This is a genomic window from Conexibacter sp. CPCC 205762 (assembly GCF_030646155.1).
In the GTDB taxonomy this organism is placed as follows: domain Bacteria; phylum Actinomycetota; class Thermoleophilia; order Solirubrobacterales; family Solirubrobacteraceae; genus Conexibacter.
Window position 1 is genome coordinate 1 of sequence record NZ_JAUTDN010000063.1, and the last position, 23402, is coordinate 23402.

The following is a 23402-nucleotide window of genomic DNA, read 5'->3' on the forward strand; positions in this document are numbered from 1 at the left end:
AGAGGCCGAGAGGTTCTCCTGGTACACGGACAGGTTGTTGTACGTGTGCTCCAGACGGTTCTGCACCGCACCGAACGAGGAGCGCATGTTCGAGACCGCGTTGATCGACGCGTCGATGTCGGCCAGCACCGTTCTCGAGGTGAGGTCGACTCTTCTGGCCGAGTCGGTCAGTCTCGAGGTGGTCGCGTCGATCGTCTCGGCGTCGTTGGCGCCGACCTGGAACGTGATTCTCGTGACCGTGCCGTCGAGCAGCTGGATGCCGTTGAACTGAGCCGTTCTGCCGATCCGCTCGATCTCGTCCGACAGCTGCTGGACCTCCGAGACGATCGCGTTTCTGTCCTCGGTCGCCAGCGTGCCGTTGCCGTATTGGACGGCGAGCTCGCGCGAGCGCTGCAGCATGCTGTGGACCTCGGTCAGCGAACCTTCCGCGGTCTGGACCAGCGAGATGCCGTCCTGCACGTTGCGACGCGCCTGCGCCAGGCCGCCGATCTGACCACGCAGCTTCTCCGAGATCGCGAGACCCGCGGCATCGTCAGCGGCGCGGTTGATGCGGAAGCCGGAGGAGAGACGCTCCATCGACTTCGCGAGCTTGTTGCTGGTGCCCTCGAGGTTGCGATGCGCGTTGAACGCCTCGACGTTCGTATTGATGCGAAGGGACATGCCGATCTCCTTGATCGTCCCGGGGCGACTCCATGTCACCCAGTTCTGCCTTGTTGGTCGGCAGAACGGCGCCGAGCTTTAGGCGGTCACGTCGACGTGACCGGGCCCGACGTCACGGCGGCGCGGGCGGGCGGCGGGCGCCTGGCTCGGTTCGCGCCGCTCCTCGCGCGGCAGCGGGGCGTCCTCCTCGGCCTCGTGCTCGCGGCGGCGCTGCTCGCGCTCCTCCGGGTCGATCCGCGGCAGTCTCACCGCCGGCACCGGGAAGATGTTCGGGTTGTGCGGCGTGATCTTGATGATCGGCTCGGTCATGCCTCAGCCGCCTTCTCGCCCTGCGCGGCGGCGGCCGTGGCGGCCTGGATCGCGGCGCGGCGCTCCCTCTCCGCCTCCGCCCGCTCCTCGCGCTTGATGTCGAGCTCGCTGACGACCAGATGGCGCCAGACGGCGACCGCGATCGCCCACACGACGAGGTAGGCGACGATGCCGCCGGCGAGCGCGCGCAGGATCAGGTCCTCGGTCGGGACGCTGCTCTCGTAGGAGACGAAGGCGACGAGCGCGAAGCCGATCAGGCCGGCCCAGCCCTTCGCCTGCTTGACCTGCGTGCCGCCTCTCGGGTGGTTGGCGACGCTCGGCCGCTCGGGACCGCCGCGCTTGCGCCCCTTGCGGCCGCTCGCCTGCTGTCTGCCTCTGCCCGCCGCTCTGCCGCCGCGGCCGGCGGCCGGGCGTCGTGCGCGGGTGTCGCTCGCTGCCATCTCTCACGTCCTCCAGGTCACAGCTCGCTGTCGCGCGTCATCCGACGCGCGATCCGCTCGCGTTCGAAGATGAAGGCGACCAGGCGGCGCCGGCTCTCGTCTGACAGCTGCTCTATCGAGATCCCGCGATGGCCCTCGTCGCTGGCGCGGGCGACCTTGCCGACGCCCTCGATCGGCGGCTCGCCCTCGACCAGCTTCACGCGGAAGTGGACCGCCGTCTCCAGCGGGATCGTGTCGGGTCCGGAGGCGAGCACGCCGTTGCCGCTGAGGTTGACGGTCAGCGTGTCTATCCAGGCGCCGACCTCGCCCTCCTCGTCGACCGGCGCGAGCGCCATCGGCCGCACCGCTCTGACGCGCACGAAGTCGCGCCGCTGCATCACCTCGATCGCGCCCGAGAGGTTGAGGATCACGACGTCGTAGGCCTCGACCGAGCCGCTGCCCTCTATGCGCACGAGCCCGCGCGGGCCGGCGAACTCCATCGCCATCGTCGCGACCTCGCCGAGCTGGAGCGGGTCGCGCGCGTCCAGCATCAGCACGAGCACGACCTCCTCCTCGCCGATCCGCGTGACGCGTGCGGCGAAGCGCTCGCGGCCGGGCAGGATCAGGTCGACGTCCTGGCGCACCTCCGGGAGATGCGCCAGCAGCGCCGGCCCGGGTCTCTTCCCGTCGCGCTTGCGCAGGGGGCTCATGACAGCAGCCGCTCCGCGATCCGGGACGGGTCGGCCGGCGCGAAGGAGCCCGGCAGCTCGAGGCCGTCGTTGACGTAGGCGAGCGGCAGCCGCGTCGCGCAGGCCAGCTCGACGACGGCGCCGATGTGGTCGGTCGCGTCGCCGTGGGTCATCGCGATGCCGCTCGGCTGCAGCGGCGCCAGCCTTTCGACCTGCTCCTGCGCGACGGCGGCGCTGAGCGTCGCCGGCACGGTCAGCTGGACCTCGTCCAGCTCGAGCTGCTGCAGCTCGGCGGCGAGCTGCTCGACGCTGGCGGCGTCGGTCACGGCGGGCGTGTCGAGCACGACCAGCGCGCTGTCGCGCAGCTCGCCGATCCGGCGCGCGGCCTGCTCGACCGTCTCGACGACCTCGACGCTGACGCCGTGCGGCTTCAGCAGCGTCGCCAGCTCGGCGCCGTTGTCGGCGGGGGCGAGCGTGAGGCAGGCGACCGGCATCGTCGAGCCGGTCGCGTAGGCGGCGGCGAGCCCGGCGCTGCAGCGCGTCTTGCCGCTGCCGCCGGCGCCGACGAAGGCGACCGCGCGACCGCCTGCGCGCGGCGCAGGCAGCGTCGGGATGCGACGGGCGAGCGCGGCGCGGGCCGCCGCGGCGACGTCGCCGCCGGGCGTGAACGGGAGCACGTGCGCGGTCGCGTCGAGCAGCAGCTCGCGCGTCGTGCTCGACTCGATGCCGCGGATCGACAGTCTCGTCGAGACGGCGACCGCGGCGGGCGTCTCGATCGCGCGGCGCGCTCTCGAGACGGCCGGCTTGCGGCGGCCGAAGAGGCTGCGGCGCTGCGCCTTCGCCAGCGCCGGGGCCGGTCTGCGCGGAGCCGGGACCGGCAGCGCCGGGGCGCCCGTGCGGGCGGCCGCGCGCGGCGCCAGACGCGCCTCCTGCTCGTCGCGCGCCTGCTTGACGGCCGACATGTTGGCGGCGATCGCGGCGGCCAGCTCGAGCGCCTGCGTCGTCTGCGGGCCGACGCCGCTCTCGGGCAGCTGCGGGCCGCCGTCGGCGGGGTCGGTCGCCTCCGGGGCGGCGGCCGGCGCGGGCGCGGCCGGCGCTCTGGCGGCGGCTCTCGGCGCGGCTCTCGCGGTCGCTGCTCTGGCAGCTCTGCGCTTGGCCGCTCTTCTGGCGCGCTTGGCGGGAGCGGGAGTCGGCGCCGGCGCCGGAGCGGCGGCAGCGACCGGAGCGGGCGCGACCTCGGCCGCCGGCAGCGGCGGCGCGAACGCCTGCGGGCGCGCGGGCGCCTCCTCGACGGGCGGCGCGTAGCGGGCCGACGGCGCCTTGCGCGCTCTTCTCGCCGGTGCGGGGGCGGGCGCGGCTCTGGAGACGACCGGCTCGGCCAGGTCCTCGGCGGCGGCGAGCTGCTGCGCGAAGGTCGCGCTGTGGGCGCGCAGGATCTCAGCCGGGGTGCGCGTGTCGCCGGGCTTGGCGCCGGTCGCCTGCGCCAGCAGCTCGGCGGCGCTCAGCTTCGGCTTCGGGCGCGAGCCGGGCACGCGCGCGGGCGCCGGCTCGGCGGCGGGGGCGGCGGGCTCGGGCGGCAGCAGCGCCTCGGGCGCGACCGGCTCGGGCGACTCGACGCTGACCGCGCGCGGGTCGGGCGCGATCCGCGGGGCGGGCGCGTTCGTCTCGTAGTAGGCGCCGGCGACGTAGGGGCTGGCGCCGGCCGGCGCCGGGCTGGGAGCGGCGGCGGGAGCGGCCGGGACCGGCGGCAGCGCGGGTTCCTCGTCGTAGAGGTCGATGCGCGCGGAGCCGGCCCGCGCCTGGACCTCGACGAACTGCTGCTGGAAGAAGCCGCCGATGCCGCCGACGAGCCCGTCGCGCTGACGGATGATGACGGCGTCGGGGCCGAGCTCGGCGCGGATCTGCGGCAGGACCTCTTCAAGCGATCTGCCCCGGAACGTGTGCAGGCCGGAGGCGTCGGCGGCGTGCCCGTTCGTCATCGGCCGATCGTCAACTTGCGAGCTCATGCTCGATCACTCCAATCGTCTCCACAGTGATGCCGGGTGCGATCTCGTTGTACGAGCAGACCGCGAGGTGCGGGATCGCCTGCTCGACGAGCCGCCGCATGTGACGGCGGACACGCGCCGAGCACAGCAGCACCGGTCTGCTGCCACGCGCGACTGCGTGCTCCACCTGAGTTCGGAGCGCGCTGACCAAAGCCTGCGCGCGCACGGGATCCATCGCGAGGTATTCCCCGTCGGAGGTCTGCGAGATCGACGCGGCGATCTCCTGCTCGATGTTCGGGTCCAGCGCGATCGCGCGCAGCCGCTGGCTCTCGTCGACGTACGGCGCGGTGATCGTGCGGCCGAGCGCCTGGCGCGCGTACTCCGACAGCAGCGACGGGTCGCGCGTGAGCCGCGCCTTGTCGCCGATCGCCTCGACGATCGTGCCGAGGTCGCGGATCGAGACGCCCTCGGCGAGCAGGTTCTGCAGCACGCGCTGGATCTCGCCGAGCGTGAGCATGTCGGGCACGACCTCGTTGACGACCGCCTCGTTGGACTCCTTCAGCTGGTCGAGCAGCTGTCTGGTGTCCTGACGCGTCAGCAGCTCGGCGGCGTGCGCGCGGATCATCTCGGTCAGGTGCGTGACGATCACCGACTCGCCGTCGACGACGGTGTAGCCGAGCGCCTCCGCCTCGGCGCGCTGCGAGTCCGAGACCCACGTCGCCGGGAGGCCGAAGGCCGGCTCGGTCGTCGGCACGCCGGACAGCTGGCCGACGGCGTCGCCCGGGTCCATCGCGAGCTGATGGCCGGCCATGATCGCGCCGCGCGCGACCTCGGTGCCACGCACCTTCATGACGTACTCGTGCGAGTCGAGCCCGAGCTCGTCGTGGATGCGGACCGGCGGGATCACCATGCCCAGCTCGGTCGCGATCTGGCGCCGGATGACGGAGACGCGCGACAGCAGCGTGCCGCCCGAGTGCTGGTCGACGAGCCGCACGAGGCCGAAGCCGATCGACAGCTCGAGCGGATCGATCGGGAGCGCCTCAAGCGCCGCGTCGCGCGGCTGCGCGACGGCGCTGCCGTCGGCATCGGCCTGCGCGGCCGCGGCGTCGCTGGCCTCCTTGTCGGCGGCGTCGCCTCTGCGCAGCTGCCAGCCGATGAAGAACAGCAGGCCGCCGATCACGATGAACGGCAGCTTCGGCAGGCCCGGCACGAGCGCGAAGGCGAGGATCGCGCCGCCGGCGACGAGCGGCGCCTTGCGCTGCTTGAGGATCTGGCCGGCGACGTCGGAGCCGAGGTCCTTGTCGGAGGCGGCGCGGGTGACGAGGATGCCGGTCGCGACCGAGATCAGGAGCGCGGGGATCTGCGCGGCGAGGCCGTCGCCGATCGTCAGCAGCGAGAAGTGGTGGATCGCCTCGCTGAACGGCATCCCCATCTGCATGATGCCGACGGCGAGGCCGCCGATCAGGTTGATCAGCACGATCACGATCGCGGCGATCGCGTCGCCTCTGACGAACTTCGAGGCACCGTCCATCGAGCCGTAGAAGTCGGCCTCCTGGGCGATCTCGGAGCGGCGGCGGCGGGCCTCGTCGTCGGTGATCAGACCGGCGTTGAGATCGGCGTCGATCGCCATCTGCTTGCCCGGCATCGCGTCGAGCGTGAAGCGGGCGCCGACCTCGGCGACACGCGAGGCGCCGTTCGTCACGACGACGAACTGGATCACGATCAGGATGAAGAAGATCACGAGGCCGACGATCACGTTGCCGCCGACGACGAACTCGCCGAACGCTCTGACGACGTGGCCGGCGTCGCCGGTCGTGAGGATCAGGCGCGTGACCGAGACGTTGATCGCGAGCCGGAACATCGTCGTCAGGAGCAGCAGCGACGGGAACGAGGCGAAGTCGAGCGCGCGGTTGAGGTAGAGCGTCGCGACGACGACCGCGATGCCGGCCGAGATGTTGAGCGTGATGAAGAAGTCCAGCAGGACCGGCGGCAGCGGGATGATCAGCATCACCACGATCAGCACGACGCCGAGCGCCGCGAGCAGATCGGTCTGCCCCATCACCTTTCTCAGCACGTTGGAGTTCATCGTGCGACGGCCTTCCTGCGGGCGGTCCCCGCGACTCTGTAGACGTGCGCGAGCACCTGCGCGACGGCGTGGAAGAAGTCCTCCGGGATCAGCTGGCCGACCTCGACCGCTCTGTGCAGCGAGCGGGCGAGCGGCTTGTTCTCGACGACCGGCACGTCGTGCTCGGCGGCGATTCTCTTGATCTGGAGTGCGATCAGGTCCTGGCCCTTGGCGACCACCATCGGCGCCGGGCGGGTGCCGTCGTACTTGAGCGCGACGGCGAAGTGGGTCGGGTTGGTGACGACGACGTCGGCCTCGGGGACGGCCGCCATCATGCGGGCGCGCGCCTGCTGCATCATGCGGCGGCGCTGGGCGCCCTTGACCTCGGCCGGGAGCGAGTGCGATCTGAACTCGTCCTTGATCTCCTGCTTGGTCATCCGCAGGCCCTTCTCGTGCTGCCACTTCTGGTAGGCGTAGTCGATCGCGCCGATCAGCAGGTAGGCGATCGCGGCGCGCTGCGCGACGGCGAAGACCATCCCCGCCAGCTCGGAGCCGAGCTGGACCGGGCTGGTGCCGACGGTCGCCGCCAGCTCGGTCATCTTCGGCATCAGCGTCATCGCGACGATCACGCCGACGACCGACACCTTCAGGATCGACTTGCCGCCCTCGAAGAACATCCGCGGGCCGAAGACGTTCTTCGCGCCCTGCAGCGGGTTGATCCGTCTCGGCTGCGGCTTGAGCGCCTCGGCCGACGGCTTGATGCCGACCTGGCCGAGGTTGACCGCCACCGCGGCGACGGCGCAGACGAGGGCGATCGGCGCGATCGCCAGCGCGATCGTCGTCAGCGTCGACATCGCGAGCGCCTCGAGGCCTCTGCCGGTCATGATCGCGCCCGGCGTGGCGGCGTCGTCGAAGGAGCTGCGCATCGCGCTCGCCATCCCGTTGACGATCTTCGGGCCCATCAGCGACAGCACCAGCAGGCCGGCGATCAGCACGACCGCGCCGTTGACGTCCTGCGAGCGCGCGACCTGGCCTCTTCTGCGCGCGTCTTCTCTGCGTCTCGGTGTTGCCTTCTCTGTCTTGTCCTCGGCCACGTCAGATCACCCCGCTCGCAGCACCTGCAGCGCCTGGCCGACGCTGAGCTCGAGCTGGTCGTCGATCCAGCCGCCGACGAACGGCAGCGAGGCCGTCACGACCAGCAGGCCGACGATCACCTTGACCGGGAAGCCGACCGCGAAGACGTTCAGCTGCGGCACGACGCGCGAGACGACGCCGAAGCCGACGTCGGTCAGCACGCAGGCGATCACGACCGGCGCCGCGACTTCGAGCGCGGCCGTGAAGATGTTGGAGAAGACGGCGGTGAGCGCCTCGCCGATCGAGGCGAAGTCGGGCGTCGCCGCCAGCGGCACGATCTCGAAGGTGCGCGACAGCCCCTGGATCAGCCAGGCGTCGCCGTTGATCGCGATGAAGATCGCGACCGCGACCAGCGAGTAGACGCGGCCGAGCACCGCCGACTGGTTGCCGGTGATCGGGTCCAGCGCGCCGCCGAAGGCGAAGCCGACCATGAAGTCGAGGATCGCGCCGGCCGTCTCGACCGCCGCGAACAGCAGCGCGACGCAGAGCGCGAAGGCGAGCCCGACGAGCAGCTCCTTGACGATCAACGGGATGATGTGGAGCACCTCGGTCGGCACCGTCTGGCCGGCGACGGCGATCGGGTACAGCCCGAGCGCGAAGGCGAACGCGACGATCGTTCTGGCGCGCGCCGGGACCTGCCGCGAGGAGAACATCGGCGCGACCAGGAACAGCGGGCTGATGCGCGCCAGCACGAGGAAGAAGCCGACGACGTTTCTCACGCCGAGCGCGGCGAGCAGCTGCTCCGACGTCTGCTGGGTGACGTTCATCCGCCGCCGACCAGGGCCGGGATCGAGCGATAGAGGTTCTCGGTGTACGACAGCAGCTGGTTGAGCATCCACGGTCCCGCGACGACCAGCACGACCGCGGTCGCGATGATCTTCGGGATGAACGAGAGGCTCTGCTCCTGGATCTGCGTGATCGCCTGGAAGACGGAGACGACGAGGCCGACGACGAGGCCGACCAGCAGCAGCGGGCCGCCGATCTTGATCGCCAGGTCGAGCGCCTGCGTCGACAGGTTCATGACGGTGTCTTGATCCATCTCAGATCACCCCGAGAAGCTGCGGACGAGGGAGTCGGTGATCAGCGCCCAGCCGTCGACGAGCACGAACAAGAGGATCTTGAACGGCAACGAGATGAAGACCGGTGGGAGCATGATCATTCCCATGCTCATCAAGGTCGAGGCGACGATCAGGTCGATGATCAGGAACGGCAGGAAGATCATGAAGCCGATCTGGAAGGCCGTCTTCAGCTCGCTGATGATGAAGGCCGGGATCAGCGTCGTCGTCGGGATGTCTCTGTAGGTTCTCGGCTGCGTTCTCTCCTGCGAGAGGCGGACCATCAGCGCGAGGTCCTTCGTGCGCGTCTGCTCGAACATGAACTCGCGCAGCGGCACCTGTGCCCGCTCGACCGCCTGAGCGGTGTCGATTCTGCCGTTCTCGAGCGGATCCCACGCGGTCGTCTTGATCTCTCTGAAGGTCGGCGCCATCACGAACAGGGTCAGGAACAGCGCGATCCCGACGAGCACCTGGTTCGGCGGCGAGGTCGGCGTGCCGATCGCGGTGCGGATGAAGCCGAGCACGATCAGGATCCGCGTGAAGCCGGTGAGGCAGAAGAGGGCCGCCGGGATCAGCGTCAGCGCGCCGATCAGCAGCAGGACCTGGATCGCGGAGTCTCCGCTGACCTCGTTCACCGTCGCACCGTCCACTTCCGCATCTGGCCGACGACCTCACGCGGGTTCTTCAGCTTCGCGCCTGCGGGCGCGTCACCGTCACCGTCGAGCTCGTCGGGGAGGATCAGATCGCCCCATTCGTCGATCAGGCCCGCCTCGCGGGCCTCGTCCTCGCTGTAGGTCTTCACCGGCGTGACGCCGTGCTCGCCGACGCCGACGAGCACCAGCTCGTTGCCGACGCGGGCGAGCTGCAGCGAGCGGCCGGAGCCGAGCGGGACCGAGGCGGCGACCTGGAGGCCGCCGACGGCGCGCCCCTGTCTGCTCGCTCTCAGCTGTCTGAGCACCCAGGCGATGCCGTAGATGACGCCGATCACGATCGCCAGGCCGACGATCGTGCGAACGATCGAGCCGCCGTTGCCGCCGCCGGCGTCGCCGCCGCCGGTCGTGGTCGTGCCGAGGTCGACGGGAGTGTTCTCCACGTCTCTGCTGCCAGCCGCGAGCGCGGGGGCGCAGACAAGGATCATGAGGGCAGCGCAGAGCGCAGCTGCCCGTGTCAGCAGGGAAGCCGTCTTCATCGAGGGAGACTCCGAGGGAAGAGTCGCCCTGATGATCGGCGCCGCGACGAATAGCTTTAGCGGCGATTCGCGGAATTCACATTTGCGGGAACCCGAAAAGCCCCGGCAGGAACCGGGGCTTCGGGTGCGACGTATGAATTCGGTGGCGCCCGGACGGGCGCCGGCGGTGCGTCAGGCGATCGCCTTGGAGACCGCGTCGAGCACCCGCTCGGCCTGGAACGGCTTGACGACGAAGTCCTTCGCGCCGAGCTTGATCGACTCGAGCACCTTCGCCTCCTGGCCGAGCGCGGAGCACATCACGACCTTCGCGCTGGGGTCGATCGCCATGATCTCGCGCAGCGCCTCCAGGCCGTCCTTCTCCGGCATGGTGATGTCGAGCGTGATCAGCTCGGGGCGCAGCTCCTGGAAGCGCTGGATCGCCTCCACTCCGTTGCCGGCCTCCCCGACGACCTCGTGGCCGCCGTTGGAGAGCGCGTCGGTCAGCATCTTGCGCATGAACGCAGCGTCGTCGACGACGAGCACACGTGCCATCAGGACACCATTCCTTCCTTTTCGGGGGTTTTCTCTGACTCGGTATGACCGGCGACCTCGGCGAGCCGCAGAGCCCACTCGCCGTCGTCGGTCAGCACCAGCGTTCCGCTTGCGAAGCGCAAGCCGTTGACATACAGGTCGACCGGCTCGTCGGCCTTGCGGTCGAGCTCGAGCACGTGGCCGGTCGGCATCTCCGGGGCGTCGCCGAGCGGCAGCCTCGTCCGCCCCAGCTCCGCCCACACGCGCACGCGGATGTCGCGCAGCGCCTCGTCGAGCGCGACGCGCTCGTCGATCGCCTCGCCGTCGCCGCCGCTGCCGTGGGCGCCGTCGCCGCTGACGTGCTCGACGCCCATCTCGTCGAGCGCGCGCGTCATGCGCACGACGAAGGCGTTCGGCACCAGCTGCACGAGCCGGCACGCCTCGCCGCAGACGCGGAAGGTCGCGCGGGTGCCGTGCGGCGCCAGCTCGTAGGCGTCGGCCGCCTCCGAGGAGCTGCTGAAGAGACGCGTCTCCGGCGGCGCGATCTCGACCTCCTGGCCGAGCACGACGCCGGTCGCGGCGGCAGCCGCGGCCATCATCTGGTTGGCCGCCTCGGCGACCGCCGACAGCTCCAGCACCGACAGCTCGGTCCCGCTGTCCTCCGGCGCCGGCATGCCCATCATCGAGGCGGCGATGCGGCGCGCGCCGGTCGCCGTCATCACGAAGACGTTGCCGCCGGTGACGCCGTCGACGTAGGCGACCGAGACCGCCACCGCGGGGACCTCGAGCGTCGCGAACGGGCCCGTGTCCGGGTTCAGGACCGAGACGTCGCCGCGCTCGACCTGATCGGGGCAGAGGCTCTCCAGCACCTTCGCGATCGCCTCCGCGGTGGAGGCGCCGAGGCGCATCAGGGCTTCTCTGGTCGTCATGCGAGCGGCTCCTCTCCGGGTCCGCCGGTGATCTGGACGGCGCGGCGGGAGCCGCTGCGGCCCGGCTGGGCGTGGTGGATCGGCACGTCCTCGGCGTAGACGGTGACGCCGTCGGCGGCGAGCGAGCCGAGCTTGACGAGGTCGCCCGGCTTGAAGCCGAGCACGTCGTCGATCGCCAGCTCGGTCGAGCCGACCTCGGCGCGCATCGTCACGCTCGCGCCCGAGAGCGCGGCCTCGATCAGCGCCGCGGCGCGCGGGTCGGCCGCGCGCGTGCGGATGTCGCGGCCGGCGATCTGGTCGGCGACCGCGTCGATCGACGACCACGGGATCAGCAGCGCCAGCGTGGAGGAGTGGCGGCTGATGCGCGACTCCAGCGTGACCGTCAGCGTCGGCTCCGAGATCGCGGCGATCTGCATGCCCTCGACGTGCGAGTCGACCTCCTGCGCCGCGAACGTCTGGCCGCAGAGGTCCTGCCACTGGATCGACAGCTGCGTCGTCAGCGTCTCGAACAGGCGTCTGGAGAGGACCCAGTCGATCTCGCTCAGCTTGCGCTGCCGCGGCGGTCTGTCGGGCGCGCCGCCGAGCAGGTACTCGATCGCCATCACGATGAACGGCAGCTCGGCCGTCAGCAGCATCCGCGTGTCGTGCGGCTGCACCTCCAGCGGCGTGCCGAGCGAGGCCGGCGGCAGCATCGAGGAGGCGGCCGCCCACGTCAGCTGGCTGGTGTTGATGACCTCCAGCTCCAGCGGCACGCGCAGCTCCGCCGTGAGGCGCGCGGCGGCCGTCTGGCAGAACATGTCGAGCGTGCGCACGATGCGCCGCTCCTGCTCGCTGGTGAACTTGGTCGGGCGGGCGAAGTCGACTGTTCTCAGCCGCCGTCCGCGACGGCTGGCGGCGCCCTCGTCGGGCAGCTCGCCGTGCTTGGCGGCCTCGACGAGGGCCGCGATCTGGTCGTTCGTGAGGATCTCGCTCATCGGTGGATCGCCTCCGCGCTCCGTCGTGGGCTGGGCGAGCCGGACCACAGCTCGACCTCTCTGCCGCCGGCCTCCTTGACCGTCACCGTCATCGCGCCGACGTGGACGCGCATCGTGCGGCCGCGTCGGCCGCCCGTCTCCTGCGCGCGCACCGGGATGCGCGCTCTCGCGAGCGCCTCGCGCACCGCGACGGCGTTGCGAGCGCCGATGTCGAGCGTGGAGCCGACACCGACCTCGAACATCTGCGCGCCGCCGACCAGCACCGCTTCGAGGCGGACGCGCCGCGCGCCGACGCGCTCGCTCTGCTCGATCAGGGCGGGGATCGCCGTGTCGGCGAACTTGCCGGCCGGAGCGTTCGGGACCGCGGAGGCGTCGGGCAGCATGACGTGGGCCAGCGCCGCGACGCTCTTGGCCCGGTCGACGACGGCCACGCCGATGCAGGAGCCGAGCCCGATGGTCATCAGCTCGTCCTCTGCCAGCGTCGAGACCGCCAGCTCACCCATGCGCACGATCTTCACCGTTCCCGTCCGGTCATCATGAGCCGACCCCGAGGCGGCCGAGCAGCTCGGCGATGCCTCCGGTCGTGGGCAACAGCAGGAACGACAGCTCGCACTGCACGCCGGCGACGGCGAGGCCGGTGTCGAGCACGAGCGCGGAGTCGGTCTCGCCGACCGTCTGCGACAGCAGCGAGGCGACGATCGCGCCGAGCATGTCGGTGACGACGTGCGGCGGCTTCGGCTCTATCGCCAGCCCGGCCATCGACGCGAGCGCGTTGATGTACGAGGTGCCGAGGATGTTGCCGATCTCGCCGATCGCCGAGTCGCCGACCTCGGTGCCGGCCTCGACCCCGAGCATGCTGCAGAGCGTCGCGGCGTCCTCGGTCGGGAACAGCAGCAGGACGAGCGCGTCGATCTCGCCGAAGATCGGCAGGACGACCGAGCTGACGGTCTTCTCGGCCGGGCCGACGGCGTCGACGGCGTCGGCCAGCGGCAGCGCGAGCGCGCGCGGCACCGACAGCTCGACCTCTTTGCCGAGCATGCTGGCGAGCGCGGTCGCGGCCTGGCCGGAGCCGATGTTGGCCAGCTCGCGCATCGCGTCGAGCTGCATGTCGGTGTAATCGGGCGCGGACACTGAGGGTGCTCCTTCCTGAGGCGGCATCAGGCGATCGGGACGGCGTCGGCCGACCGCGCTGTGAGTGCGTCGCAGTCGACGATCAGGGCGATCTCGCCGTTGGAGAGGACGGCACCACCGGAGACGGCAGCGCGATCGCTGACCTCGGGCGGAAGCGGACGGGTGACCAGCTCGCGCTGGCCGACGAGCGTGCCGACGGCGAGCGCCAGCCGGCGGTCGCGGCCGCGCACGATGACGGCGTGGTCGTGTGCCTCGCCGGAGGGGACGATGCGGCCGGCGAGCGCCTCGCCGGCGTCGATCAGCGGCAGCACGCCGTCGCGCAGCACGAGCATGCGCGAGCCGGCGACCGAGCGGACCGCGTGGTCCTCCAGCCGCAGCGTGCGCTCGACGCGGTCGAGCGGGATCGCGAACGGGACCGCCTCCGCCTCGACCAGCAGCGCGGCCATGATCGCCAGCGTCAGCGGCAGGCGGATCTGCGCGGTCATCCCCTCGCCCAGCTCGGACGAGACGATCACCTCGCCGCCCAGCTCGCGGATCTTCGCCTGGACGGCGTCCATGCCGACGCCGCGGCCGGAGATGTCGCTCGTCTGCTCGGCGGTCGAGAAGCCGGCCGTGAAGAGCAGCTCGGCAGCGCGCTGGGAGTCGATCGTGGGGATCGCCTCCTCGCTGATCAGCCCGCGCTCGAACGCCTTCTGCGCGACCCGCGCGGGGTCGACGCCACGGCCGTCGTCGCGGACGGAGATGATCACGTTGCCGCCGGCGTGGCGGGCCGAGATCTCCAGCACGCCGGTGCGCGGCTTGCCAGCCGCCTCGCGCTCCTCCGGCGGCTCGAGACCGTGGTCGAGCGCGTTGCGGACGAGGTGGACGAGCGGGTCGCCGAGCGCGTCGACGACGGTCCGGTCGAGCTCCGTCTCCTGCCCGACGAGCTGCAGCTCGACCTCCTTCGAGAGCTTCGAGGAAAGGTCGCGCACGAGCCGCGGGAAGCGCAGGAAGACCGCCTCGACGGGGATCATGCGCACCTGCATCACCATCGCCTGCAGCGCCTGCGAGGAGCGCGCCAGGTCCTGGATCGCCTGCTGCAGGCCCGGCACGGCGGCATCGTTGGCGAGCGTCTCGACGACGGTGCGGTGGATCACCAGCTCGCCCATGTGGTGCATCAGCTGGTCGAGCCGCTCGGCGTCGACGCGGACGGTCGCGCCGGCATGCGCGTGGTTGGCGGCGGCGGTGCGCTGGCCCTTGGCGCTGGCGGGCGCCGTCCCGTTGCCGTTGGCGACCGGGGCCGGCGGCTCGAGCACCGGCGGGCCGCCGACGACGGCGGGCTCGGCGTCGGCGTGGGCGGCGGCGAGCGTCTCGCGCGAGGGCGGCGTGAGGTCGTCCTGCGCCTCGTCGAGGAGCACGTCCTCGACGTCGCTGACGTTGCGCGCGGCGGTCTCGATCACCTCGTCCTCGCGATCGCTCGCGAGCCAGGCCTCGAGGCGGCTGCCCTGGAACTGCTCGACGCTGTCCTGCGCCGGGATCGAGCCGACGATCTCGCCCAGCTCGCCGAGCGCGGCGAAGAACATGAAGGCGCGCACCGCCGGCATCAGCGCCTCTTCGGAGAGGTCCGCGACGACGTGCACGATGCGGGCGCCGTCGGCCAGCTCGCGCGCGAGCGGCAGGTCGGGCAGCTCGACGCCGCCGATGCGGTCCAGCTCCTGCTCCGGGGTGCGGTCGCGGATCAGGCCCTTCAGCTGCTCGATCAGCGGACCCGGCTCGAGCCGCTCGGCGCCGTCGGTCGCGATCTCCTCGACCGCCGCCTCGAGCGCGTCGAGGCACTTGAAGAGGACGTCGATCGCCTCACGCGAGAGGCCGTCGGCGCGCTGCCGCAGCAGCTCGAAGACGTCCTCCATCTGATGGGTCAGCCTCGCGATCGCGGCGAAGCCCATCGTCGCGCTCATGCCCTTCAGCGAGTGCGCGATGCGGAAGATCTCGTCGACCGTCTCGCGATCGTCCGGGTTCTCCTCGATGCGCACGACGGCGAGGTTCAGCTCCTGCAGGTGCTCGCGCGACTCGGCGAGGAACATCGGGAGATATTCGGAGGTGTCCATCAGGCGCCCTAGCTCTTGCGGTAGGTGAAGGGATGGGTCGGGACGAGGCCCAGCTCGCGCGGGCGGCTGACGCGCTCGGTGGAGCCGATGACGAAGTAGCCGCCCGGTCGGATCGAGGCGACGAGCCGCTCATGCAGCGCGTCGCGCACGTCCTCGGTGAAGTAGATGACGGTGTTGCGGCAGAGGACGAGGTCGTAGGCGTCCCTGCGCGGCTGCACCCGCAGCAGGTCGCCGACCTCGAAGCGGCAGAGCGCCTGCAGCTCTCTGCTCGCCTGCCACTCGTCGCCGGCGCGCGTGAACCAGCGCTCCAGCACGGTGCGCGAGGCGCTGCGCGCGTCCTCGTCGCTGAAGCGGCCGAGCTTGGCGCGCTCGACCATCCGCTTGTCGATGTCGGTGCCGACGATCTGCGCGCGCGTGCCTCTGTCGAGCTGGCGGAAGAGGGCGGCGAGCGTGTACGCCTCGGCGCCGTAGGAGCAGCCTGCGCTCCACGCTCTGACGCGACCGGCCGGCGCCGCCTTGATCAGCTCCGGCAGCACCTCGCGCTCCAGCACCGTCCACTGCTCCGGGTTGCGCCACAGCTGCGAGACGTTGATCGTGACGCGGTCGAGGAACTCGTCCAGCTCGGCTCTGTCTCTGCGCAGCTGCGCGAGGTAGGCGAGCAGGTCGGTCACGCCGCGGCGCTGCGCGAAGGAGCGGATCCGCCGCTCCATCTGGCCGCGCTTGTACTGCAGCAGGTCGATGCTGGTGAGGCTGCGGATGCCCTCGCAGAAGACCGTGTAGTCGTCCTTCGCGGCGCCGGCGCCGGAGGCCGCGCGGGGTGCGGTGGCGCTCATGCCCCCGCCTCCGCTGCGATCGCGGCGGGCAGCTCGCCCAGCGGCAGGATCTCGTGCGCCAGTCTCGCCTCGGCGACCGCGCGCGGCATGCCGTAGACGGTGCAGGTCGACTCGGCCTCGACGAGGACGCGCCCGCCGCGCCTGCGCACCTCCTGGGCGCCTTCGAGGCCGTCCTTGCCCATGCCGGTCAGGACGACGAGCACGAGCCGCTCGCCGAACGCCTTGGCGGCGTCGACGATCGTCAGGTCCGCGCGCGGGCGCAGACCGCCGATCTCGGGCTCGTCGCTGAGCGTCACGACGCGGGCCGGGTCCGACAGGCGCAGGTGGGCGCCGCCCGGGGCCAGCAGCGCGACCTTCGGGTCGAGCGTCTCGCCGCCGGCGGCCTCGCGCACGTTCAGGTTGGAGGCGCGGTCCAGCCGCGCCGCGAGCGAGTTGGTGAAGCCGGGCGGCATGTGCTGGACGATCAGCGTGCCGGCGCCGAGCGGGGCCGGCAGCGCCGGGACCAGCTCGGCGAGCGCCTTCGGGCCGCCGGTCGAGCAGGCGATCATCACCATCCGGCGGGTGCCGGCGTGGGCGCGGGCGCGGCGCTCGAGGCGGCCGGTGCCGCCGAGGCCGGTGGCGACGCTCGGGGCGGCCAGCGGGCTGCCGGGGCGCGGGCGCGTCAGCGCCGACGGCGCCGCCGCGGCGGCGCGTCCGGGGACGCGGCGGCGCGAGGCGGCGGCGAGCCGCACCTTGTCGCTCAGCTCGGTCGTGAAGCGGTCGATGCCGTCGCCGACGGCGGGCTTGGCGACGAGGTCGAAGGCGCCCTCGGCGAGGGCGTCGACGGCGCGCGCGCCGTGAGCCGGCGAGAAGGCGGAGACGACGACGACCGGGGTCGCGCGATCGCCCTGACGACGCAGGGCTCTCAGGACGCCGATGCCGTCGAGCCCGGGCATCGCCAGGTCGAGCGTCATCGCATCGGGCTGCTCGCGCTCGCAGAGCGCGAGCGCCTCGTCGCCGTCCTTCGCGGCGCCGACGACCTTGAAGCCGGCGTGCTCCAGCGTCGAGGTGACGACGCGGCGCATCAGGCCGGAGTCGTCGGCGACGACGACGCGTGTTGCGGTTGCGCTCGACATGGCGGTGCTCAGGGGGTTCGCTGCGGAGCCGGGACGGCTACGCGACGACGAGGTCGGCGACGCCGTTGCTGCTCGGATCGGCCGCGGCGGCCGCCGAGACGACGCCCGCGGAGCCGGCGAAGATGCCCGCCGGGTTGAGCAGGATCACGAGCCGGTCGTCGATCTTGGCGATCGCCTCGATCGACTCGTTGTCGGCGGCGGGGACGTCCTCGATCTGGCCGGGCTCGACCGTCAGGACCTCCTCGACGTCGTCGACGATCACGCCGGCCATGTCGGTGGTGGTCTCGACGATCACGATCTTCGCGCTCTCCTTGCGCTCGGCGACGAAGCCGAGGCGGGTGGCGAGGTCGTAGACCGGGACGATCTTGCCGCGGAGCGAGATCACGCCCCGAACCCAGTCCACGTCGCTGGCGACGGAGCGGGGCTCGGTGTAGCGGATGATCTCGTGAACCTGCGTGATCGGCAGGGCGTACTCTTCCTCGCCGAGTGAGAAGACGACGAGCTGGCGGGTGGTCTGGCTCTCGGACATGTAGCTCTCCGGCGGGGTTCGGGGTGCTCTCCGGTGATCGGCACCCCGCTGTCGCTCTTGAGGAGCGACAGCGTTCCGTCAGACCGTTCCTGGCGCCTCGGCGGCAGCGTCGGCAGCGCCGTCGGACGCGTCGTCGGACGCGCCCTCGCCGGCGTTGTCGCCGCCGAGCACGTCGGTGATGCGGAGGCCGAACTCCTCGTCGATCACGACGACCTCGCCATGGGCGATCGGGGTGCCGTTGACGAGCAGGTCGACCGGCTCGCCGGCCATGCGGTTGAGCACGACGATCGAGCCGGGACGCAGTTCGAGCGTCTCGCCGACGGTCATGCGGGTGCGGCCGATCTCGACGGCCAGCTCGACCGGGACGTCGCTCAGACGTCCCAGGTCGTTGTTGTGGACGCTGCGTGCGCTGCCGCCGACAGGGCGGTCGAACGCGGGCAGCTGGATCTCTTGGCTCATCGAGGGGTGCCTCCTACTGGACGGCGACGTCCGTCAGCAGGACGTCCTCGGTTCTCACGTCGGTCGTTCTTCTGATCCGCGCGAGGATCGCCTGCTTGATCTCCTCGCGACCGTTCGCCTGGACGAGCTCGTCGCCGTTGGCGTCGGTCACGACGTCCGTGACGATGTCGCGGATGACGGCTTCCTGCTCGAGCGTGCCGAAGCCCTCGGGCGGGGCCCCGCCGCCACCGTGGCCGCCGCTGGAGGCGGTCGCCTGGCTGTGGTCGAGCACCAGCGCGACGTTCAGCTTCGCGTAGCGCCCGTCTCTCAGGTTGACGAGGAACTCCTTCGGCAGCACGTAGACGGTGCCGTCGATCTTGTGTCTGACCTCGTGCTTGGGCTTGGCGAAGGTGTAAGCGGCGCCCGCGCCGACGACGAGGGCGGCCAGCACGAGGATGAGGACGTTCTTTCTCATGGGGTGAGGCCTTCCTCTGAATCGTCTGCTGCGGTCGAGTTGGTGGTGGTGGTGGGCGGCGCGTGGAGTCGTTGCAGCACGACCTCGACGCGACGGTTGCGGGCGCGGCCCTGCTCGGTCGAGTTGGGACCGATCGGGTGCAGCTCGGCGTAGCCGGAGGCGCCGAAGCGTCTGTCGGGCACGCCGCGCCCTATCAGGTAGCGGACCACCTCGGTGGCGCGCGCCGTCGACAGCTCCCAATTCGAGTGGTACTGGGGCGTGTTGATCGGCACGTCGTCGGTGTGGCCCTCGACGAGGATCGGGTGGATTCTGTCGATGTTCAGCAGGTTGCCGACATGGCCCAGCAGCGGCATGCCAGCCGTCTTCAGGACGGCCTGGCCGGAGTCGAACAGGACTCTGTCGGTCAGCAGCCGCACGACCAGCCCGCGCCGTGCGATCACGGCCTCGACCTGGTTGCCGAGCCCGTGCGCTCTCGCGTACTGCTCGATCTGGTGCTTGATTCTCTGGAACTCCTGCTCCTCGCGCCGCGCCTCCAGCGCGGCCGCCTGCTCTCTGTTTCTCGGAGAGGCGAGCTGCGGGGTCGGCGGGGTGATGTTCGGTATGACCGAGTCCGGCGTCTCTCTCGTCGCGCTGCGGCCGGTCTCCATGATCGAGGTGCCGCCGTTGACGACGTTGCCGTTGAAGGCGTCGCGGAGGGAGTCCTGCAGCGTTCTGAACTTCGACACGTTGACCGACGAGATCGCGTACAGGACGACGAACAGCGCCAGCAGCAGCGTGATCATGTCGGCGTAGGTGAGGAGCCAGCGCTCGTCGTCACCGTGGCCGCCGCCGCCTCTTCTGCGGCGACGACCGCCGCCGCGGGCGGCGGACATCGCTAAGCCGCCTCTCGCTGCTGGAGCGGCGTGACGTTGTCGTCGTCGGTGCTGCGACGGAGCGTCGGCGGCACGTACGACGAGAGCTTGTCCGCGACGACGCGCGGGTTGTCGCCGGCCTGGACGGCGAGGATGCCGTCGAGCGTCAGCGTGCGCAGCTCGACCTCCTCGTCGGAGAGCGCCTTGAGCCGCACGCCGACCGGCAGGAAGACGAGGTTGGCGGAGCCGACGCCGAGCAGCGTCGCGATGAACGCGGTCGAGATCGCGGGGCCCAGCGACGACGGGTCGGCGAGGTTCTGGAGCACGTGGACGAGCCCCATCACGGTGCCGATGATGCCCATCGTCGGGGCGTAGCCGCCGGCCTTCTCGAAGGCGGCCGCACCGGCGTGGTGGCGAGCCTCCATGCCGTCGATCTCGGCCTCGAGGATCTCGCGCACGAGCTCCGGGTCGGTGCCGTCGACGACCAGCTGCAGGCCCTTGCGGGTGAACTCGTCGTCGATGTCGCCCAGCTGCGCGTCGAGCGCGAGGAGGCCCTCGCGGCGCGCCTGCTCGGCGATCCCGACGAGCAGCTCGACCCGCTCGCGCAGGTCCTGCTGTCTGGGGCTGAACGCGAGGCCGTAGAGCTTGGGGATCTTGCTCATCGGACCCCAGCCGACCGAGGCCATCGTGGCGCCGTAGGTGCCGACGAGCACGATCAGCATCGCGGGTATGTTGAAGAACGCCATGGGGGTCGTGCCCTCCATCAGCGCTCCCAGCAGGAGCCCGCCGATGCCGACGGCGATTCCGATTGCGGTAGCTGCCTTCATCGTTCCGGGTAGTCGGCGGGTCGGACGGAATCTTCAGTCGCCTGCTCGCCGTCGAGCGCGGTCAGCGGCGGGCGGTCAGACGGGCGCTCGCCGGCACGGCCGGCGACGACGCGGGCCATCGCCGAACCGCGCACGGGCGCTTCGTCACGGCGACGGCCGAGGGCATCCTTGAGGATGTCGGCGCGCCACGTGCGGACTTCCTCCGCGACGCGGACGGGCGACTCGACCACGACGATCTTCGCCCCGGTCGTGAGCGTCACGACCGTGTCGGGCGTCGCCTCGACGGTGAGGATCAAGTCTGGATTGAGGTGGAACTGCTCGGCGTTGTGGCCGAGACGGTGCAGGACGATCACTGTCGGGCTCCTCCATGGATGTGTGTGCAGCCAGCGCCGCCGGCATGGCAGCGCTCGCGCGGCGGTCCCTCATCCGCCGCGCGAGCTCACTGCCGGCTGCGGCGATCAGCGCTTCAGGTTCACCAGGTCCTGCAGCATCTCGTCCGAAGTGGAGATGACACGGGAGTTCGCCTGGAAACCGCGCTGCGCAGTGATCATGGTCGTGAACTGGGTGGCAAGGTCGACGTTGCTCATCTCGAGCATGCCGCCGATCGTCTGACCGGAGCCGTTGACGCCGGGGGTGTCGACCGTGGCGGGGCCGGAGGTGGCCGACTCGGCCCACAGCGAGCCGCCCTCGCGGGTCATGCCGGCCTCGTTGGAGAAGCGGCCGACGGCGAGGTAGCCGGCGGTGACGCGCTGACCTCTGGTCGGCGAGGCCGGATCGCGGTCGATGTAGGTGACGCCGCCGTCGCGGCCGATCGCGACGTCGGTCGAGCCGGGCGGCACGTTGATGTAGGAGTCGGTCGCGTTCGGCGCGTAGGTGAAGCCGCCTCTGCCGTCGGGCGTGGCGGTCGCCGCCTTGCCGATCAGGTAGTGGCCGTCGGCGGTGACCATGTCGCCTTCGGAGTTGGTCGAGAAGTTGCCCGCGCGCGTCCAGCGGAAGTCGGTCGTCGGGACCGCCGGCGGCGTGCCGGTGGCGACGCGGAACCAGCCGCCGCCCTGCAGGTAGACGTCCATCGGGGCGCCGGTCGTCATCGGGGCGCCGTTGGTCATCAGGTTGTCGACCGAGCCGAGCTGGACGCCGAGGCCGATCTGGAGGGCGTTGGAGCCGCCCGTGCCCTGGCCCGGACCGGCCGCGCCGCGCTGCAGCTGCGAGAGCGAGTCCTGGAAGGTCGTGCGGGCCGACTTGTAGCCGACGGTGTTGACGTTCGAGAGGTCGTTGGCGGTCACGTCGAGCATCGCCTGGTTGACCTTCAGTCCGCTGATCGCGGAGAACATGCCACGCATCATGAGGGCATCAGTTCCTTTCGCGGCTTCCTCGGGGAGGTCCGGCCGCTGTTGTCTGCCGCTCGCGTCATGCGATGACGGCGCTGTCGATGTTCGTGAACACCTGCTCGCGCATGTGCTCGGGGTCCACCGCCGTGATGACGGTGCGATTTCTGACGGAGACGACGAAGGCGGTGCCGTCGACGAAGACGACCGACTCGCGCGAGCCCTTGCCGGCGGCGCGGTCGACGCCCTCGTTGAGGCGTGAGAGCGTTCCCTCGCCCAGCTCGATCCCGCGCCGCTCGAGCCGCTGGAGCGCATGGCGCGAGAACTCGACGCCCTGCGTTCTCGTGCGCAGCACCTCCTGGAAGGAGGGGCCGTGCACCGGCGCGTCGCCGCCGGCGCGGCGCGGCGCGCTGGAAGGCGCGACCGGCGCGACGCCGGGCGGGACGAGCGCGGGGTTGTGAAGGTTGACGCTCACTCGCCCGTTCTGGCGGTCGGATCGGTGCTCTGCTCGCTGCCCGGGTCCGGGTCGGCCGGCGGCGGCACTCTCGGCGCGCCGCCCTCGCCCCAGACGTTCAGGACGGAGACGGGCATGACCGGCGAGCTGTCGCCGGTGATGCTCAGCTGCGGGCCGGCGCTGGTGAACTTGACCGACTCGACTCTGCCGCTGGCGGTCGTGATCTTGCCGTCCGCACCGGTTCTCAGGTACGTGATCTCCTTGCCGATCAAGGCGATCGCGTTCTGGTCGTACTCGTTGGAGGCCGCGGCCGACGTCGTCTGGCCGAGGTTGGTGATCTGCTCCAGGATCGAGAACTGCGTCATCTGCTGCATGTACTGCGCGCTGTCTGTGGGGTTCAGCGGATCCTGGTTCTGCATCTGGCCGATCAGCAGTCTCAGGAAGTCGTCCTTGCCGAGGATCGTCGGATCCTTCGGCTTGGCCGTGTCCATCACCGTCGGCGTCGAGCTGGTGGTGCTGTCTGTCGGATTGAGTGGCATCTCGTTCGTTCCTTCCTGATCAGGCGAGCACGTCGACGAGCGCGCCGTTCGGAAGCTGGAGCGACCGCGCCGTGGCGGGCGCATCGGTCGCGACGGTCAGCAGCTCGTCCTCGGGCGCGGCGTCGCGGCGCGCGGTGGCGCTGCCGTCGAGGTCGCCGAAGCCGTGCTGGGCGCCGGCCTCGCCGGCCTGCTCGCCGGAGGCGCCGATGTCGAGCTGGAGCAGGTTGAGGCCCTGCTGCTGGAGGTCGCGGCGGAGGTCGTCGGCCGACTGCTGCAGCAGCTGCGCCGCACCGGTCGTGTCGGCGATCACCTTCGCGACGAGGCCGTCTGCGGTGTGGCGCAGGTGGATCTCGATCCCGCCGAGCTCGGCCGGGCTGAGGCTGATGCGGGCGTGCGTGACGCCGCGCTCGGCGGAGGCGCGCATCGCCAGGCGGACCGTCTCGACCGCGTGGTCGAGCGTGACCGGCCGGGCCGGCGCGGTCGCCGCGGCGGCGTTGGCGGCCGTCGCCGACTGGCTCTGGCCGAGCGGGTGCGTGCTGACCTGGCCGGCGGCGGCCTGCTGACCCTGCGCCGGCTGCGGCGCGGCATGTGCGGGCGCCTGCTCGCCGGGCTTGGCGGCGGCGGTCGCGACCGGGCTCGGCGCCTGCTCGGCGGCCGGGGCGGCCGCGGCGGCCTGCTCCGGGCGCAGCGGCTGGGCCGGCGCGGCGGTCTGGGCTCTCGGCTGCGCGGCGCCGCTGTCGTCGCCGGCACCGTCGCCGTTCTGCTGCTGCGGCTGCGCGAGCGGCGCGCTCGGCGTCGCGGTCGCGGCCGGCTCGGCGGCCGGCGCGCTCGGAGCGGGCTGGGCCGGGGCGGACTCGGCCGCGGCGACGGGCGCCGCTGC

29 protein-coding genes are annotated in these 23402 nt (G+C 71.4%); all 29 read right to left on the reverse strand.

Going from position 1 to position 23402, the window contains the following annotated elements; all coding sequences use genetic code 11:
* On the reverse strand, positions 1-660 hold a 660-nt coding region (locus Q7L73_RS26860; protein WP_304715730.1), incomplete at its 3' end, for a flagellin.
* Positions 661-738: 78 nt separating this feature from the next.
* A complete protein-coding gene (locus Q7L73_RS26865) occupies positions 739-969 on the reverse strand; it encodes a hypothetical protein (RefSeq protein ID WP_304693761.1) in 231 nt (76 codons plus the stop codon).
* Complete coding sequence (locus Q7L73_RS26870; protein WP_304693759.1) at positions 966-1409, reverse strand: hypothetical protein; 444 nt, start codon at positions 1407-1409, stop codon at positions 966-968. Before Q7L73_RS26870 ends, Q7L73_RS26865 begins: the two co-directional genes overlap by 4 nt.
* Positions 1410-1426: 17 nt before the next feature.
* A complete protein-coding gene (locus Q7L73_RS26875; protein WP_304693757.1) occupies positions 1427-2098 on the reverse strand; it encodes a PilZ domain-containing protein in 672 nt (223 codons plus the stop codon).
* Entirely contained in the window at positions 2095-4056 is a 1962-nt protein-coding gene (locus Q7L73_RS26880; RefSeq protein WP_304693755.1) for a hypothetical protein, read from the reverse strand. Before Q7L73_RS26880 ends, Q7L73_RS26875 begins: the two co-directional genes overlap by 4 nt.
* Before the next feature lie 10 nt (positions 4057-4066).
* Positions 4067-6148 (reverse strand): flagellar biosynthesis protein FlhA, encoded by a 2082-nt coding sequence (gene flhA, locus Q7L73_RS26885; RefSeq protein ID WP_304693753.1) that lies wholly within the window; start codon positions 6146-6148, stop codon positions 4067-4069.
* Positions 6145-7221 carry a flagellar biosynthesis protein FlhB gene (flhB, locus tag Q7L73_RS26890; RefSeq protein WP_304693751.1) on the reverse strand — a complete coding sequence of 359 codons (1077 nt, stop codon included), beginning with the start codon at positions 7219-7221 and terminating at the stop codon, positions 6145-6147. Before flhB ends, flhA begins: the two co-directional genes overlap by 4 nt.
* Before the next feature lie 6 nt (positions 7222-7227).
* Entirely contained in the window at positions 7228-8028 is an 801-nt protein-coding gene (gene fliR, locus Q7L73_RS26895; RefSeq protein ID WP_304693749.1) for a flagellar biosynthetic protein FliR, read from the reverse strand.
* Complete coding sequence (gene fliQ / locus Q7L73_RS26900; protein ID WP_304693748.1) at positions 8025-8300, reverse strand: flagellar biosynthesis protein FliQ; 276 nt, start codon at positions 8298-8300, stop codon at positions 8025-8027. The genes fliR and fliQ overlap by 4 nt, the downstream gene beginning before the upstream one ends.
* A gap of 6 nt (positions 8301-8306) precedes the next feature.
* A complete protein-coding gene (fliP, locus tag Q7L73_RS26905; RefSeq protein ID WP_304693746.1) occupies positions 8307-8951 on the reverse strand; it encodes a flagellar type III secretion system pore protein FliP in 645 nt (214 codons plus the stop codon).
* Positions 8948-9409 carry a flagellar biosynthetic protein FliO gene (locus Q7L73_RS26910; RefSeq protein WP_304693744.1) on the reverse strand — a complete coding sequence of 154 codons (462 nt, stop codon included), beginning with the start codon at positions 9407-9409 and terminating at the stop codon, positions 8948-8950. The genes fliP and Q7L73_RS26910 overlap by 4 nt, the downstream gene beginning before the upstream one ends.
* 267 nt (positions 9410-9676) lie before the next feature.
* Positions 9677-10039: a response regulator gene (locus tag Q7L73_RS26915; protein ID WP_310720449.1), complete on the reverse strand. Its 363-nt coding sequence runs from the start codon at positions 10037-10039 to the stop codon at positions 9677-9679.
* Complete coding sequence (locus tag Q7L73_RS26920) at positions 10036-10944, reverse strand: FliM/FliN family flagellar motor switch protein (RefSeq protein WP_304693740.1); 909 nt, start codon at positions 10942-10944, stop codon at positions 10036-10038. Before Q7L73_RS26920 ends, Q7L73_RS26915 begins: the two co-directional genes overlap by 4 nt.
* Entirely contained in the window at positions 10941-11918 is a 978-nt protein-coding gene (locus Q7L73_RS26925) for a flagellar motor switch protein FliM (RefSeq protein WP_304693738.1), read from the reverse strand. Before Q7L73_RS26925 ends, Q7L73_RS26920 begins: the two co-directional genes overlap by 4 nt.
* Positions 11915-12421, reverse strand: a complete 507-nt coding sequence (locus tag Q7L73_RS26930; RefSeq protein WP_304693736.1) for a chemotaxis protein CheD — start codon at positions 12419-12421, stop codon at positions 11915-11917. Before Q7L73_RS26930 ends, Q7L73_RS26925 begins: the two co-directional genes overlap by 4 nt.
* Before the next feature lie 31 nt (positions 12422-12452).
* Positions 12453-13049, reverse strand: coding sequence for a chemotaxis protein CheC (locus Q7L73_RS26935; RefSeq protein WP_304693734.1), 597 nt, complete (start codon positions 13047-13049; stop codon positions 12453-12455).
* A gap of 26 nt (positions 13050-13075) precedes the next feature.
* Positions 13076-15136 (reverse strand): chemotaxis protein CheA, encoded by a 2061-nt coding sequence (locus Q7L73_RS26940; RefSeq protein WP_304693732.1) that lies wholly within the window; start codon positions 15134-15136, stop codon positions 13076-13078.
* Positions 15137-15144: 8 nt separating this feature from the next.
* On the reverse strand, positions 15145-15969 hold the full coding sequence (locus Q7L73_RS26945) for a protein-glutamate O-methyltransferase CheR (protein WP_304693730.1): 825 nt from the start codon (positions 15967-15969) through the stop codon (positions 15145-15147).
* A complete protein-coding gene (gene cheB / locus Q7L73_RS26950; protein ID WP_304693728.1) occupies positions 15966-17084 on the reverse strand; it encodes a chemotaxis-specific protein-glutamate methyltransferase CheB in 1119 nt (372 codons plus the stop codon). The genes Q7L73_RS26945 and cheB overlap by 4 nt, the downstream gene beginning before the upstream one ends.
* A 37-nt stretch (positions 17085-17121) precedes the next feature.
* Positions 17122-17613 (reverse strand): chemotaxis protein CheW, encoded by a 492-nt coding sequence (locus tag Q7L73_RS26955; protein ID WP_304693726.1) that lies wholly within the window; start codon positions 17611-17613, stop codon positions 17122-17124.
* A 78-nt stretch (positions 17614-17691) separates the two neighbouring features.
* On the reverse strand, positions 17692-18072 hold the full coding sequence (fliN, locus tag Q7L73_RS26960; protein ID WP_304693724.1) for a flagellar motor switch protein FliN: 381 nt from the start codon (positions 18070-18072) through the stop codon (positions 17692-17694).
* Positions 18073-18085: 13 nt separating this feature from the next.
* A complete protein-coding gene (fliL, locus tag Q7L73_RS26965) occupies positions 18086-18526 on the reverse strand; it encodes a flagellar basal body-associated protein FliL (protein WP_304693721.1) in 441 nt (146 codons plus the stop codon).
* On the reverse strand, positions 18523-19398 hold the full coding sequence (locus Q7L73_RS26970) for a flagellar motor protein MotB (protein WP_304693719.1): 876 nt from the start codon (positions 19396-19398) through the stop codon (positions 18523-18525). Before Q7L73_RS26970 ends, fliL begins: the two co-directional genes overlap by 4 nt.
* A 2-nt stretch (positions 19399-19400) precedes the next feature.
* Positions 19401-20204, reverse strand: a complete 804-nt coding sequence (locus Q7L73_RS26975; RefSeq protein ID WP_304693718.1) for a flagellar motor protein — start codon at positions 20202-20204, stop codon at positions 19401-19403.
* On the reverse strand, positions 20201-20557 hold the full coding sequence (locus Q7L73_RS26980; protein WP_304693716.1) for a flagellar FlbD family protein: 357 nt from the start codon (positions 20555-20557) through the stop codon (positions 20201-20203). Before Q7L73_RS26980 ends, Q7L73_RS26975 begins: the two co-directional genes overlap by 4 nt.
* A gap of 105 nt (positions 20558-20662) precedes the next feature.
* The gene (locus Q7L73_RS26985; protein ID WP_304693714.1) at positions 20663-21535 is read right to left on the reverse strand and encodes a flagellar hook-basal body complex protein; all 873 of its coding nucleotides are present in this window, start codon (positions 21533-21535) and stop codon (positions 20663-20665) included.
* A 76-nt stretch (positions 21536-21611) separates the two neighbouring features.
* Positions 21612-22004, reverse strand: coding sequence for a TIGR02530 family flagellar biosynthesis protein (locus Q7L73_RS26990; RefSeq protein WP_304693712.1), 393 nt, complete (start codon positions 22002-22004; stop codon positions 21612-21614).
* A complete protein-coding gene (locus Q7L73_RS26995; protein WP_304693710.1) occupies positions 22001-22522 on the reverse strand; it encodes a flagellar hook capping FlgD N-terminal domain-containing protein in 522 nt (173 codons plus the stop codon). The genes Q7L73_RS26990 and Q7L73_RS26995 overlap by 4 nt, the downstream gene beginning before the upstream one ends.
* A 19-nt stretch (positions 22523-22541) precedes the next feature.
* Positions 22542-23402: flagellar hook-length control protein FliK (locus Q7L73_RS27000; protein ID WP_304715731.1), on the reverse strand; the 861-nt coding region annotated here is incomplete at its 5' end.